Here is a 14,386-nt window from a genome sequence, read left to right as displayed (position 1 = left end):
GCGACCTGCCCGACACGATCATGGACCGCTCCGTGGTCATCCGCATGCGCCGCCGCGCACCGGGCGAAACCGTGGCCGCCTTCCGCACCGGCCGCGACACCCCCGCCCTGCACGCCATACGCGACCGCCTCACCGCCTGGCTCCACCCCCTCCACACCGAGGCCAGGGACATGGAGCCGGTCATGCCGGTCGAGGACCGCGCCGCCGACACCTGGGAACCCCTGATCGTCATCGCCGACCTCGCGGGAGGTGAATGGCCCGCCCTCGCCCGCACCGCCTGCCGGGCCATGACCGCTCACGAGACGGGCAAGGACACCGACACGGGCCTGCGCACCCGCATCCTGGCCGACATCCGGGAGGTCTTCGCCGCCGAGGGCGATCCACCCGCGCTGCGCACGAGCCGCCTGATCGAGCAGCTCAACGCCGACCCGGAAGCGCCCTGGGCCGAGCACGGCCCCACCGGGCTGAACCCGCGCCGTCTGGGCCTGCTGCTGGAGGACTACGGCATCCGCCCGGGCAACCACCGCTTCCCCGGCGGCACCCAGGCCAAGGGCTACGCCCGCACCCAGTTCCTCGACGCCTGGGCCCGCTACTGCCCCGCACCGGCCAAGCGAGTCGAGCCCGACCAGACCACCGCCTCGGCCTGACCCGGCTGGACCCGTCCCACCCGTCCCCGCCCAGCTCAGCACCGGGACGGGTGCCAGACCCGCAACGGGTCGACCCGACATCACCACCCCACCCGTACCTGTCCTGACCAGGCACGCAACGGGTGGGACGAGTGTCATCGCACCCACGGCGGCACCCCCGGTCACGCACCTACGGGCACGCCGCCATCCCCACCCGGAGCGCCCTCGCCATGTCCACACCCACCGCCACCACCGCCATACCCGGGACCGCCGCGATCCGCCTCGGAATCGCCCTGCTCGGCACCCTCGGCTTCGCCATCTCCTACGACGCCCTGCGCCAGATGGCCGTCGCCACCCACATCCGCGGACCCCTCACCTACGCCTTCCCCCTCGTGATCGACGGCTTCATCGCCATCGGCGTCGGCGCCCTCCTCATCCTGCGCACCGCCCCACTCCACTCCCGCCTCTACGTCTGGACACTCGTCGGCCTCGCCACCGCCACCAGCATCTGGGCCAACGCCCTCCACGCCGTCCGCCTCAACCAACAAACCCCCCACACCACTCTGCACCTGGACGACCTCACCGTCGGCGCGCTCTCCGCTCGATGCAGACGACGTATCTCGGCCCAATCCTCCACCTTCAGCACCCTCCATGATCAACAAGGGGGTCAACTTTCGGAAGACTCCTGGGGGTCAGTCTTCAGGAACCCGCGACAACAGCGGCACCGAGAACCGCCAACACTCCGCTCACACCGACGCCGAACCCGACAGTCGAAGTGCCGCGCTGGACGTCCCCGCCGCCGATGTGGCGGATGCCCCCGAGCCTTCCGCCAAGTCCAGGGGCCGACAGCCCAGCGCCACCATGGACGAACTCCTCACCATCGGCCGCACCGCTCCCAAAGGACGCCAGGGTCGTGTCTCGCGCCGCAATGTCGAAGCGGCAATCCGGGCCAAGGGCCACTCCGTCGGCAAAGACCGCCTGACCGAGATCACCCGCCGCCTGCAGACCGAACTCGATCAGGCCCTCACCAGCACCCGAGGCTGACCCGACTCGACCCCCGCGCAGCTCAGCACGGGGACGGGTCCCGGACCCGCAACGGGTCCACCCGACATCACCACCCCACCCCTACCTGCCCCCACCAGGCACGCAACGAGTGGGCCGAGCCACCGCCCAACCAGCATCACCCCGCAGAGAGAAGGCCCATGCCCGACCCTCACCACGAACTCCCCATTGACCAGCAGAGGATGACGGCCACGGCTACCGGCGGAGCAAGGTATGGCGTTGGACCGTCCAAGGGCCGGTCCGACGGGGGGATCTCCGCCCCTGGGGTGGCGGAAGTCCTCGGGCACCAGGAGGTGCCCGAGGGGGAGGCCGTCGCCGGCCCGCTGCTGCCGCGTGCCGCCGATGAAGCCGCGCTCCGCCGCATAGCCCGCCGCCGCCAGCGCGACGATGTCCAGCGCACCCAGCGAGTCGACGTCCGCTACAGCGTCGCCGAGAAACAGGCGATCACTGCCAAGGCCCGCTCGATGAACATCGCCGGCGCCCACCTCGTCGGAGCCGCTGTCATGGCCTACCTCGAAGGCGACCTCGCTCTGCCCGGCCAACGCACCGCGATCGACGACTGCATCGACGAGCTGAACGCCCTGCGTGCCCAAGCCGCGAAGATCGGCACCAACGTCAACCAGATCGCCCGTGTCCTGAACTCCGGCGGCCATCCACACCCTGTGGACGCGGCCGTCCTGACCCGCGCCCACCGGCTCCTGGACACCGTCCGCGCCACCGTGGCCGCCATTGACGCAGCCGCGTACAGTGCCGCGGCCGGAAAGGCCGCCACGGAGTGATCGCCAAGATCACCGGCGGTCAGGACACCGGCAAACTGATCGCCTATCTCTACGGCCCCGGCAAGGCCAACGAGCACACCGACCCGCACCTGGTCGCCTCCTGGGACGGCTTCGCCCCCGACCCCGGCCGCTCCCCCGACTTCAACGCCACCAAGAAGCAACTCGCGAGGGCCCTCGACCTCCGCGTGAAGCAGGCCGGCGACCGTGCTCCCAAGCGGCACGTGTGGCACTGCTCCCTGCGTGCCGCACCCGAGGACCGCCTCCTCACCGACCAGGAGTGGGCCGACATCGCCCGCCGCGTCGTGCACACCACCGGTATCGCACCTGACGGCGACCCGGACGGCTGCCGCTGGGTCGCCGTCCGTCACGCCGACGACCACATCCACATCGCCGCGACCAAGGTCCGCGGCGACCTGCGCCCCGCCCGCCACTGGAACGACTACCTCACCGCCGACCAGGAACTCGCCTCCATCGAGAAGGAATACGGACTCCGCCAAGTCGCCCGCGGCGACCGCACCGCCGCGCAGCGCCCCACCCGCGCCGAGCAGGAGAAAGCCCACCGCACGGGGCACCAGGCAACGGCGCGAGAACGTCTGCGCGTCGCCGTCCGCACCGCACTCTCCATCGCCACCACCCCCGAGGAATTCCTCAGCATCCTCGCCGGTACCGGGAGCGTGCTGATCGAGACCCAGCGCTTCCCCTCCGGCGACATACGCGGCTACAAGGTCGCCCTCGACGGCGACACCAACGCCACTGGCGAACCCGTCTGGTTCTCCGGCTCCAAACTCGCCCCCGACCTGTCCTTTCCCAAGATCCGCGAGCGGCTGACCGCCACAGAAGAAGAACCGACGGGGCCGCGCAGTCCCGAGCCATGGCACCAGGCCACCGCAGCAATCGAACGCGTCCCTCACCACATCGACCAAGCGGACGCCGAAGCCGCCCAGGCCTACCTCGCCGCCTTCGGCGAAGCCCTCGACACCCTGCCCCTCCTCGCCCCGCAGGACATCCGGCCCCAACTCCGGCAAGCCGCCATCGCCTTCGAACGCGCCACCCGCTCCCGCGTCCAGGCCGAGCACCGCCACGCTCACGCGCTACGCCGAGCCCTACGCGGCATGCGGACCCAGCCTGTGGTTGGCGACGGCGCCGGGCTCGCGATGTTCCTCGACGCCGCGCTCCTCGTCGTCATGGCGGCCATCCGCTGGCACCAACTCCACCAGCATGACCAGCAAGTCGCAGCAGCCCGCCAGACACTCGTCCACCTCCAAGCCGCATACGCCCAAGCCGCCGCAGCGCCCCTGACAGCGTTCGCCCACCGCAGGCCACCACGGCAGACGATCGAACGAATCACCCGGCAGATACACGAGGGTGCACCCGCCCACGCCCGGCAGATCCTCGACGACCCCGCCTGGGGCTCTCTGGTCGCCGCGCTCGCCGAGGCTGAGGAAGCCGGTCACCAGCCGGAACGAATCCTCCAACAAGCACTCGGCCAGAGGAGCCTGGAGGATGCACGATCGCCCGCCGAGGTCCTCACCTGGCGCGTGCTTCGCCTAACCAGGAGGCAGGCAGCACCCGAGCGGACCCGACCGCCGGTCTCACGCGTACCTCGGCAAGCCGACACCTCCGACTCAGTGCGAAGGCTCCGGTGACCGCTAGCGCCGGATGCCCAGAACCGGCCGGTCACCGTTCACAGTGACCCCCGGCGGGGATCACACCCAACACGGTCAGTCGGCAGGCGGCATGCTGTCCACCGCCGCGACGCAGCGGAAGCCGGTGTCGTCGTCCCGCATGGTCCCGGCCGCGTCGTTGAACGAGGACGGCGCGGCGAGTTCGAACGGACTGGTGAAGGCGCTGCCCTTCAGTTGGTAGCGCCCGGGCCGGGACTCGGTGGCGCACCATTCCCAGACGTTGCCGCACAGGTCGAAGACGCCCATCGGACTCACCCCGCTCTGGTAGCGGCTGACCGCAGTAGTGCGCCCTATCCCGGATTCGCGAACGTTGCATTTGGCGGCGGTCGCGGAGTCGCCCCATGGATATGTGTTGCCTCGGGGGCCGCGAGCGGCTTTCTCCCACTGTCGGCTGGTCGGCAGCGACTTGCCCGCCCATGCGGCGTAGGCGGCGGCCTCGTGCCAGGTCACCCACACCACGGGGTGGTCGTGGACGCTGTCCGGGCATCGGCCGTCGCCGCCCCAGTGCCGGGGTGGCGCCGCGCCGGTGTCATGGATGTACCGGGCGTAGTCGGCGTTCGTGGTGGGGAAGACGTCGATCCAGAAGGCGGGGAGCCACTGGGCCTCGTTGCCCGGGCCGGAGAGATAGATGCCCTCCTCGACCAGCACCATCAGCTTGCCGTCCACGGGATGGCGCCGGTACTGGCGGACGTCGGCCGCGAGTAACGTCTCCGTGCGCGGATCCTCGCCGGACGCGGCCTGTTCGGTGATCAGCGTGGCGAACCGCTCCTGGATCTCGGTGCCGGCGACGGACAACAGGGTGTCCAGCGCGGCCTGGGTGCCCTGACGCGGGACGATGCCGAGACCGCGCTTCTCCCACTTGGAGACCATGCGGTCGCTCACACCGATCCGCGCGGCGAACGCCCGGACCGTCATGCGGTGCGCGAGTCGTAGCGCCTTCGTCTCTCGTCCGGTCCAGCGGACCACCCCCATGGCAAGGCTCCTAGACAGGGTCGCCCGGCAGGCTCAGGTACGCGTCGCGCAGCGACGCCAGCACCGGGTGCTCGGCCGACAACGCGGTGTCGTCGATGGCCGAGATCGCCCGGACGCCGATGCTGGTGTTGGTGGCGAACGCGGCCCGCATCGCGCGTGCCTCGTCCAACGGCACGGGCGACGTCGTATGGGCATGGTGCTGCTGGAGCAGGGCCATGGTGACGCCCGGCAGGACCTCGCCCTTGGGCCACACGACGGCTCCGTCGGCGTCGATGAACCCGACGTTCCAGGTGCCGCCCTCGGACACGAGGCCGTCGGGCCCGGCGAACAGCGCGTCGTCGAAGCCCGACAGTTGCGCGGAGCGCCTGGCGTGCAGGGCCCCGAACAGGCCGAGGTGCTTGACGGCGGGCAGATCACGCACGTACGGGACGGTTTTCACGCGCAGTGGCGGCAGCGGCATCGGGCCGGTGGGGCGTGTGGTCACCAGGATGTGCGGGGTGGCCGGCGATGAGGGGTGCCCCATGTCCAGGGCCGGGTCGAAGACGCTCACCCGGACCACGAACGATCCGTCCTGCCCGTTCACGACACGGCGCACGTACTCCCGTACGCGATCGGTGTCGAGCTGGGCGCCGAACACGGTCCGGCAGTCCCGTTCGAGCCGCTCCAGGTGCAGGGCAAGACCGCGTACCCGCTGGTCGTCCACGCGCATCGAGGTGAAGTGCCCATAGTTGGTCAGCGCCAGGGCCTTCAGGGACTCGGGATCGGCGGGGCGTCCGTTCAGTTCCATCACAGGGATCAGTGTGGCAGCGGGTGCCCGGCCGACCAGCCCCTCAGGCTGCGAGGGGCACCGAAGTTCAGCAGAAGTTCCACAGCCGCCGCCCGCGTCGCCCGGACGCCTCCTGCCAGGAGCGGGCCCCAGTTCGACGCGGAGCCACAGGGCCAGCCCTCGCTGGTGCCACCGAAGTTCGGCAAAAGTTCCTTCCATGAGCGGCGGTTCCACCGTTTGTCTTGTCACTGTGCCGCTACCGAACGTTGCCGCCAGCCTCAGTCCGGACCCGGCGCGCATCGCCGAGAAGGAGAACCGTGGAGAACCACCCGACATGACGACCGACGACATGAAACCCGCTGTGCCAGCACAGCAGTTGCGCGACGAGATGGTCAGGCAGCTCGTCGACATGGGGGCGCTCAGGGACAGCCGCGCCGTGGCCGCCTTCCGCAGGGTCCCGCGCCACCTCGCCACCCCGGACGAGGACATGGCAAAGACCTACCGCGCGGAACACGCCGTGATCACGAAGACGGACCCCGACGGCGTCCAGCTCAGTTCCGTGTCCGCGCCGCGTATCCAAGCCATGCAGATCGAGCAGGGCGACATCCGTCCAGGAATGCGCGTTCTGGAGATCGGCTCCGGGGGTGTCAACGCCGCGTACCTCGCCGAGATCGTCGGGGAGAACGGCCTGGTGGTCACCGCCGACATCGACCCGGAGGTGACGGGGCGCGCGGAGAAGTTCCTCCACGAGACCGGCTACGAAGGTCGGGTCCGCGTCGTCACGGGAGACGGCGAGGGGGGAGTACCGGAGCACGCCCCGTACGACCGCGTCATCGTCACGGTGCAGGCCGCCGACGTCCCTCCGGCGTGGCGGGAGCAGCTCGTGGAGGGTGGCCGGCTCGTCGTTCCGTTGCGGATGCGCGGCATGACGCGCACAGTGGCGTTCGTCCGCCGCGGGCACCGTCTGGTCAGCGACGGGTTCGAACTGTGCGGCTTCGTCCCGATGCAGGGGACCGGTGAGAACCGCGTACGCCTCGTTCTGCTGCACGACGTTGAGGGCGAGGAGGTCGGCCTGCGGCTGGACGGCCACCCGGAGCCCGACGCCGAGGCCCTGCGCGCCGCCCTGAACACTCCGCGCGTTGAGACGTGGTCCGGGGTGACGCTGGCGGGCGACGAGTCGAACGAACACCTCGACCTGTGGCTGACGACCGTCTTCGACAACCTCCCGCTCCTCACCGGGAAGCCGGCGGCCCGGGCCCGGGGGCTGGTCGCGTCGATCTCCCCGCACGGCATTCCCACGCTCGTCGAGGGCGACAGCTTCGCCTACCGAACGGTCCGGCCAACCGACGACCCCGACCGGTTCGAGCTCGGCGTCATCGCCCACGGCCCCCGCGCACGGGCGGTCGGCGACCGGATGGTCGAGCAGATCCAGGTCTGGGGCCGCGAGCAACGCGGCAACCGCGCTCGCCTCGGGGTCCACCCGGCGGACACGCCGGACGACCAGCTACCCGCGGGCCGCGTCATCGACCGGCCGCACACGCGAATCACGATCACCTGGCCGTAGCGCCGACGGCACCACGGGCCAGGCAGCAAGGGCACAGCCAACCAGCACATTCACAGGAGGAACGAGATGGCACCGCAGACCAGCGCAACGCTCAAGACCGGTACCGAGTACGCGCCCGACGCCGGCTCGGATTTCGACCTCGATATCGAGATCCTCGCCTCCGCCCCGGTCGTGGCCAGCCTGCTCAATGACACCGGCGACGGCTGCACCTCCACCTGTCAGTCCGCCTGTTCCAACAGCACCTGTATCGGCGGCTGATCCAGCGGTACGGGGTCCGGGGCGGTACCCATAGGCCGCCTCGGACCGGCATCGCTCCGCGACGAGGAAGGAGGCACAGCGATGTACCACGCCATTGACGCCGCGCTCATCAGAACCGTGGCCCGTCCGCTGGCGGCCGAGCCGCCCTCCTGGCCGGACGTGGACGGCGACACCGCCGACGACGTTCACCGCTGGCGGCAGTGGATGCGACAGATCTGGGCGGACGACACCACGGCGGCGGCCATCGAGGTCGCCAGCCCTCCGCTGGCCGAAACCGTGCTCGGCGTGATCGCCGGCCACATCCAGCGGCCCCGTACGGTGCGGCGCGCCGTCGTGTCGCTGGTTCGCTACCTCCTGCGGATGCGGTACCGCGCCACTCCGTTCGGCCTGTTCGCGGGAGCCGCGCCCCTACACCTTGGCGACACAGTGGAAGTCCGTTGGGGAACGCGGCACCGCGTCACTGCACGCGCGGACGCGAAGTGGCTGAACGACGCGGTCACCACCCTGGAGACGCACCCTGGCCTGCTGCGGCTCCTGCCTGTCATGGCCGAACCCACCTGCTTTGTCCGGGGCACCAAGGTCGTTATGCCGCACCAGCCCGGCGTGGACGGACCCTCCGAAGTGAACCTGCGGCGCACCCCAGCCGTTGAGACCGTGCTCGACCTCGCCCGCACCCCCATCACGGTCGAGGACATCGTGGCCAAGCTGCGGGGCGACTACCCGGACACCCCCAGCGCCGTGATCGAGGACATGCTGCGCCACCTCGTCGCGCACCGCGTTCTCCTCACCAGCCTGCGGGCGCCCATGACCACCGACGACGCCCTCGGCGACGTCGTGTCTCAACTCGCCTCTCTCGGCGCGGACGTCGTCTCCGACGCCGAACCCACCATCGGGCCACTCCGCCGGATCCACCAGCTCCTCACCCGCCACGACGCCACACCGGCCCAGGAGCAGCGAACCATCCGCACCGAGGCGACCCAACGCATGACGGCCGTGACCGGGGCGACCGACCGGGCCCTCGCGGTGAACCTGCGCCCCGACTGCGACATCGCTCTCCCCACGGAGGTCGCCCGCGAGGCGGAGCGCGCCTTGACGGTCATGACACGCATCTCGCCCTACCCGAACGGGCCCGTGGCCTGGCAGGACTACCGCGCCCGCTTTCTGGAGCGGTACAGCATGGGCGCCTTGGTCCCACTACGAGATCTCACCGACCCCGACATCGGCCTGGGCTTCCCGGCCGGCTACCGGGACTCCGTCCTGAGCCGGCCCGTCCTGGCCACCACCCGCCGGGACGAACACCTCCTCGCACTCGCCCAGGAAACCGCAGCGAGCCGTGCTCGCGAAATCGTTCTCACAGAAGAGGATCTCGCCGCGCTCGCGGTCGGCGATGTCTCCCAGGTACCCGCGCACGTCGAGCTCTGCTTCACGGTGCTCGCGAAATCGCAGGCCGCCTTGCAGCAGGGCCGCTTCGAACTGTCCCTCGCGGGCCTGTCGCTGGCGGCCGGAACGACTACTGGACGCTTCCTGGCGATGCTGGAGGACGCCGACCGACAGCGCATGCGGACCGCGTACGCCGCCTTGCCCACCCTGGACGCGGGCGCCGTCCGGGCTCAAGTCTCCAGCCCGCCGCTGCGGTTGCGCACCCAGAACGTCAGCCGCGCCCCCGCCGTCGTACCGCACCTGCTCTCCCTGGGCGAGCACAACCCGGCCGCCACACTCCACTTGGACGATCTCGCCGTCGGCGCGGACTCCCAACGCCTCTACCTGGTATCGCTCGCCACCGGCAGGCGCGTCGAGCCGTCGGTGCTGAACGCCGTGGAACTCACCAACGCCACGCACCCCTTGGTCCGCTTCGTCACCGAGGTCCACCGCTCGCACGTCGCCGTGCTGGCCCCCTTCGCCTGGGGAGCCGCCGCCCGGCTTCCCTTCCTGCCCGAGGTCCGCGTCGGCCGCACGATCCTGTCCCCGGCCTGCTGGCGGCTGAGGAAGCGCGACTTGGGCGCGCACGATGGCACCGGTTGGATACGCCGGCTCGTGGACTGGCGCTGCCGTTACGGGGTGCCCCGCGCGGTCTTCGTCGGCTCCGACGACCAGCGCCTGCGCCTCGACCTCGACGACCCCACGCACCTGCGGATGCTCCATATCGAAGTGGAACGCACCGACACGGTCACTGTGCACGAGGCACCGGAGGAGGACGCGTACGGCTGGCTCGGCCGAGCACACGAGATCACCATGCCGTTCGCCTCCACCCTCCCGCCCGCCACCCCACTTCCGTTCCATGGAACGGTGGTTCGCCGTGACTCCGGTCGCCTGCCGGGCACCTCCCGGTGGGCGTACCTGAAGCTCTACTGCCATCCCGAGCGCGCCGCGGAGATCCTGACCACACAACTGCCCACGCTGTTCGAGCAGTGGGAGGACGGCGCACCGCCATGGTGGTTCACCCGCTACAGCGATTCAGGCACCCACCTCCGCCTCCGGCTCAAGCTGCCCGGCCCGCACGCCTTCGGCGACACCGCCCAGCGCGTCGGGGCCTGGGCGGCGGCGCTCCGCGACGACGGACTGATCAGCCGCATTCAATGGGACACCGACGAACCCGAGACCGGCCGCTACGGAACTGGACATGTCCTCGACGCCGCCGAGCACTTCTTCGCCGCCGACTCCGCCGCCGCAACCGCGCAGCTCGCCCTCGCCATCCCGGCCGACCTGCGCCCGGCCGTTACCGCGGCCAGCTTCCTGGACATCGCGGCGGCCTTCACCGGCAGCCCGGCCGCCGGCCACCGCTGGCTGGTAAAAAACCTGCTGAAGTCGGAAGGCACCGCGCCCGCCCGCGACGTACAGAATCAGGCGCTACGCCTGTCCGCCCCGGACACCGACCTCGCCACGCTGCGCTCGCTGCCCGGAGGCGACCGCGTCGCCGCAGCCTGGGCCCGCCGCAGGACTGCCCTGGAGCAGTACCGCACCGCCCTCACCAACGAGGGCAACGCCGATCCACTCGCCGTCCTGCCCTCCCTGCTGCACATGCACCACAACCGGGCCGCCGGCATCGACCCCGACGGCGAGGCCACCTGCCGCCGCTTGGCGCGCACCGCCGCGCTGTCCTGGACCGCACGACACCAAGGAGCACCGAGGTGACGACCGCCTCGTCGTTGAACGCCACCCGGCAGTCGCTCGCCCACGGCCCACTCGGTACCGCCCTGTTCCACATCGAACAGGCCCACAATGGCACCGGGTCCTGGCACGCCGTGCACACCCAATTCGCAACCATCGGCCCCCTCATCGAAGGCCCCGAGGCAAGCCTCTTCCTCGGCGCACCCGCGATGGCCTACGTCCTGCACCTGGCAGCCGCCGACAGCGACCGGTACGCCGGCGCCCTCCACACCCTCGACACGATCGTCGCCACACACACCCGCCGCCGACTGGACACCGCCCACGCGCGCATCGACGACGGCGCTCAGACGAGCTTCGCCGAGTACGACCTGCTACGCGGACTGACCGGACTCGGCGCCCTCCTGCTGCGCCGCGCCCCCGAAGGCGACGCGCTAAAGGGCGTACTGGAGTACCTGGTACGCCTCACCGAGCCGATCACCGGACCCGACGGAAACACCCTGCCGGGCTGGTGGGTATGGCACGGCCCCACACACCTCGACGCACCCACCCCCGGCGGCCACGCCAACGCCGGCCTAGCCCACGGCATCGCCGGTCCGCTCGCGCTCCTCGCACTCGCCGCACGGCGCGGCATCACCGTACCCGGCCATCACGACGCGATGCGGCGGATCTGCCGCTGGCTGGACCGGATACGCCACAGCGATCACGCTGGCACCCGCTGGCCACGATGGGTCACCGCGACCACCACGGTGCCCGGCCACTCGGCCACCCCGTCCTGGTGCTATGGCACCCCGGGGCTGGTCCGCGCCCAGCAACTCGCCGCCATCGTCCTCGGAGACCCCCACCGGCAACGCATGGCCGAGCGGGCACTTCTCGCATGTCTCTCCGACCCGCTCCAACTCGACCAACTCACCAATCGCGGCCTGTGCCACGGTGTCGGTGGCCTGCTACGCACGGTCCAACGCGTGGCCCAGGACGCGGAGGACCCCGCCGTGTTCAAGTCGCATCTCCGCGAGCTCCGCGAACGCTTCCTTGCCCTCCGCCCTCCGGAGGAAGACGGACTGCTCGAAGGGACCGCAGGAGCAGCCCTGGCATTCCAGAGCGCCGAAGCGGACTCCGAGCCCGCCACCGACTGGGACGCCTGCCTGCTCCTGTGCTGAGGAGACGACGAAGTGGACCACAAGAACGCCTCCGCGATGGAAGCCGCCATCCTGTCCGTCCTAACCGGAACGCCGGTGGAAGAAGCCGCCTTCAGGGCGCGCACCTCCCCGACCCGGCTCGCCGACATGGCTGACCGCTACCGCACGGCGGGCCTGGCCGCGCTCGATACCCAGCCTGCGGGCTGGCATCAGGTGAACATCGAGTTCGCCGACTACCCCACCGCGGAACACGCCTTTCGCACTTCCCTCCTGCCGTCCCTGCGCACCGGACCGGTCGGAGCCTGGTGGTTCGTGCGCAAGTACCCCTGCTGGCGCCTGCGCGTCCAGCCAGACACGGACGCGCGGAGCGAAGACACCGTCAGCCACATCGCCGAAGCCCTCGACCACGCAGCATCCCGAGGCGTTGTCAAACGATGGTGGCCCACCCTGTACGAGCCGGAGACATTCGCCTTCGGCGGCCCATACGGCATGACGCTCGCACACACGCTGTTCCACACGGACAGCGTCGGTGTTCTCAACTACCACGAGCAGGCGACAGACGGCATCGGCGATCTCCTGGGCCCCAAAGAGACGTCCTTCCTCCTCATCACCGCCCTTCTGCGCGCCGCCGAACTGGAATGGAGCGAACAAGGGGACGTGTGGGGGCGGGTCGAGGCCAGCCGGCCACTGCCCGCTGACGTGCCTCGCGACCAGCTCGACCGCATGGCACCCTCACTGCGGCGACTCCTGGCCCTCGATACGGACGCCCTCCTCACTGGCGGCCCCCTGACGCCCCTGCAAACCTGGTTCACCGAGATGCGGAGTACCGGACGGGCCCTCGGAAACGCCGCCCCCGCCGGCAGCCTTCACCTCGGGCTGCGCAGCATCCTGGCCAGGCACATCCTCTTCCACTGGAACCGCATGGGCTTCACCACCCACCAACAGGCCATCTGGGCACGTACCGCACGGGAGGCCATCCTCGACCGCTGAGCGAATATGCTCTGTCCCGTCGGTGACGACCTCACGGCATTTTGCCCCCAACGCGGCAACGCGAAAGCAGCGGGAAAGAGGGCCTCGGTAGCGTCAAGGACACGGCGGCCCCGGCAGCCCTCCTACCTCGACCAGGCAATCTGGAATTGCAAGGCAGGTATATGAAACAAGACCGTCGCCTGCACCCTCATCTTCGCAGTCGCTGGCGTCATCGCCGTTTCTTCGTTCCTCCTTCACGGCGTGACCGAAGACGTTCACTCTTGGACGGGGTGTTGCCAGTTACAGCCGCGAAGACGACTTCACGACTACCAGCGAGACTGGCTTCAAGCTGCTTTTGGACTCCGGTACTCCCGTATCCGCTGGTTCCGATCCATCCCCCAGCAACAAGCTCGGTGAACTCGGTATTGTCCAGGTAGCGCTCAACAGTCTTGCGGCTGAATGCTTTCGCTTGGCCTGGAGAGTTGGCCCGCGCAGAGAGCTGGTCAAAGTACTCCCGAGCTAGGTACATGCCAGGCGTGAGCGTCTTCGCATCCGGGAGGATCGAGTCACCGTGGCAGAGCTTGAACCAAGACGGCTTTGGGTTAAGTCGATAGTCGTCTGTTTCCAGGCTCAGCTTGGCGCACTCCTCATCAATCGCCCGCATTCGCTCAAGCTGATCCCGCAGATTCCCGTCACCATTCGGATAGTACCTCCATTCCGAGTTCCCCTGTCGGGTCATCCGCTTATACTGCACGAGCACAAAACTGTTTCGCGTCTCGTGGAAATATATGAGATCCACCCCTAGTGTTTCTTCTGCGGCTTTACGATTCGCATTGTAAATAACGAGACGCTGCCCCCCTTGACTGAAGCCCGTGAAGGCTGATCGGTTCAACCAGTCTTGAGGTCCGAGCCAATCACGGAACCGCTGCGCATCGTGTGTGATCATGTCATCCTCATGGGATGGACCGTCTTGATGCTGAATGCGCTCAATGAACGATTGGTTCGGACTCCCCGAAAGGGACCAGCTGGCAATGTGGTCCGGATCAAAGCCCGCCATTCTGACGGATGCGAGTGTGGCGTCACGCGTTTGCTGCAAGACCTCGTCAGACCGCGTTTCTACCGGTATGCCGCCGTCAGCCGTCCCAAGACGGGCGAGGTGCGGGGCGACGTCACGGGCGGCCCCGGCTAGCCTCGGGCTTTCATGTGGGGCGTTGTCCGGCTGGTGATCACGGAAGCAGAAAGTGCCTCTGACCAGCGAGAATGGGGATTGTCTAGGTCCTTGTTCCCGCCACCGTCGGAGGCACTTTCCAGGTGAAGAAGCGTATCGGGCCGTACCCGCGTGTTCGTGTCGAGGGCGGCGGCCGTGGGGTGGTGTCCCAGGCCGGGGCTGTGCTGTTGGTGGAGACTGAGGTTTTCTCAACGATGTTTGTGCCATGCGTTGTTGAGGACGAGTGCGGCTTT

At 69.3% G+C, this 14,386-nt stretch carries 11 protein-coding genes and 1 pseudogene; 9 read left to right on the top strand and 3 right to left on the bottom strand.

The annotated features are described in order from the left end of the window. The 4 genes and pseudogenes from DEH69_RS05390 to DEH69_RS05375 form a co-directional block, all read left to right on the top strand. The coding region (locus DEH69_RS05390; protein ID WP_113685729.1) for a DUF3631 domain-containing protein at nt 1–647 on the top strand (647 nt) is incomplete at its 5' end. Nucleotides 648–856: 209 nt separating this feature from the next. After that, nucleotides 857–1,670: pseudogene (locus DEH69_RS05385) on the top strand (DUF2637 domain-containing protein). A 284-nt stretch (nt 1,671–1,954) separates the two neighbouring features. Continuing rightward, complete coding sequence (mobC, locus tag DEH69_RS05380; protein ID WP_309302759.1) at nt 1,955–2,467, top strand: plasmid mobilization relaxosome protein MobC; 513 nt, start codon at nt 1,955–1,957, stop codon at nt 2,465–2,467. Beyond that, the gene (locus DEH69_RS05375) at nt 2,464–4,113 is read left to right on the top strand and encodes a mobilization protein (protein ID WP_181727269.1); all 1,650 of its coding nucleotides are present in this window, start codon (nt 2,464–2,466) and stop codon (nt 4,111–4,113) included. Before mobC ends, DEH69_RS05375 begins: the two co-directional genes overlap by 4 nt. Nucleotides 4,114–4,188: 75 nt before the next feature. Here the strand turns inward: DEH69_RS05375 and DEH69_RS05370 are convergent, their stop codons facing one another. Both DEH69_RS05370 and DEH69_RS05365 read right to left on the bottom strand, forming a co-directional pair. Beyond that, nucleotides 4,189–5,124, bottom strand: coding sequence for an SUMF1/EgtB/PvdO family nonheme iron enzyme (locus DEH69_RS05370; RefSeq protein ID WP_113685726.1), 936 nt, complete (start codon nt 5,122–5,124; stop codon nt 4,189–4,191). 10 nt (nt 5,125–5,134) lie between these two features. Then, nucleotides 5,135–5,911, bottom strand: a complete 777-nt coding sequence (locus DEH69_RS05365) for an aminotransferase class IV family protein (RefSeq protein ID WP_113685725.1) — start codon at nt 5,909–5,911, stop codon at nt 5,135–5,137. Nucleotides 5,912–6,224: 313 nt separating this feature from the next. Between DEH69_RS05365 and fxlM the strand changes: the two genes are divergently transcribed. The 5 genes from fxlM to DEH69_RS05340 all read left to right on the top strand — a co-directional run bounded on the left by fxlM (nt 6,225) and on the right by DEH69_RS05340 (nt 12,946). Continuing rightward, nucleotides 6,225–7,454 carry a methyltransferase, FxLD system gene (gene fxlM, locus DEH69_RS05360; protein WP_113685724.1) on the top strand — a complete coding sequence of 410 codons (1,230 nt, stop codon included), beginning with the start codon at nt 6,225–6,227 and terminating at the stop codon, nt 7,452–7,454. A 66-nt stretch (nt 7,455–7,520) separates the two neighbouring features. After that, the gene (locus tag DEH69_RS05355) at nt 7,521–7,712 is read left to right on the top strand and encodes an FxLD family lanthipeptide (RefSeq protein WP_113685723.1); all 192 of its coding nucleotides are present in this window, start codon (nt 7,521–7,523) and stop codon (nt 7,710–7,712) included. A gap of 81 nt (nt 7,713–7,793) precedes the next feature. Then, nucleotides 7,794–10,844 (top strand): lantibiotic dehydratase, encoded by a 3,051-nt coding sequence (locus tag DEH69_RS05350; protein WP_258534452.1) that lies wholly within the window; start codon nt 7,794–7,796, stop codon nt 10,842–10,844. Continuing rightward, nucleotides 10,841–11,977 carry a lanthionine synthetase C family protein gene (locus tag DEH69_RS05345; RefSeq protein WP_113685722.1) on the top strand — a complete coding sequence of 379 codons (1,137 nt, stop codon included), beginning with the start codon at nt 10,841–10,843 and terminating at the stop codon, nt 11,975–11,977. The genes DEH69_RS05350 and DEH69_RS05345 overlap by 4 nt, the downstream gene beginning before the upstream one ends. Before the next feature lie 12 nt (nt 11,978–11,989). Beyond that, a complete protein-coding gene (locus DEH69_RS05340) occupies nt 11,990–12,946 on the top strand; it encodes a thiopeptide-type bacteriocin biosynthesis protein (RefSeq protein ID WP_113685721.1) in 957 nt (318 codons plus the stop codon). Nucleotides 12,947–13,154: 208 nt separating this feature from the next. On the opposite strand, the gene DEH69_RS30930 is transcribed toward DEH69_RS05340, so the two are convergent. Next, complete coding sequence (locus tag DEH69_RS30930) at nt 13,155–13,871, bottom strand: hypothetical protein (RefSeq protein WP_147255436.1); 717 nt, start codon at nt 13,869–13,871, stop codon at nt 13,155–13,157. Nucleotides 13,872–14,386 lie beyond the last annotated feature (515 nt).

The sequence above is a fragment of the Streptomyces sp. PT12 genome (genome assembly GCF_003311645.1).
In the GTDB taxonomy this organism is placed as follows: Bacteria; Actinomycetota; Actinomycetes; order Streptomycetales; family Streptomycetaceae; genus Streptomyces.
The sequence above is the reverse complement of the archived record's forward strand: the minus strand, read 5'-3'. Positions and strand labels throughout refer to the sequence as shown.

What these genes read in the sequence shown, in the direction of transcription:
- DEH69_RS05370 (WP_113685726.1), bottom strand. Translation starts at nt 5,124, where the DNA reads ATGGGGGTGGTCCGCTGGACCGGACGAGAGACGAAGGCGCTACGACTC.
- DEH69_RS05365 (WP_113685725.1), bottom strand. Translation starts at nt 5,911, where the DNA reads ATGGAACTGAACGGACGCCCCGCCGATCCCGAGTCCCTGAAGGCCCTG.
- fxlM (WP_113685724.1), top strand. Translation starts at nt 6,225, where the DNA reads ATGACGACCGACGACATGAAACCCGCTGTGCCAGCACAGCAGTTGCGC.
- DEH69_RS05355 (WP_113685723.1), top strand. Translation starts at nt 7,521, where the DNA reads ATGGCACCGCAGACCAGCGCAACGCTCAAGACCGGTACCGAGTACGCG.
- DEH69_RS05350 (WP_258534452.1), top strand. Translation starts at nt 7,794, where the DNA reads ATGTACCACGCCATTGACGCCGCGCTCATCAGAACCGTGGCCCGTCCG.
- DEH69_RS30930 (WP_147255436.1), bottom strand. Translation starts at nt 13,871, where the DNA reads ATGATCACACACGATGCGCAGCGGTTCCGTGATTGGCTCGGACCTCAA.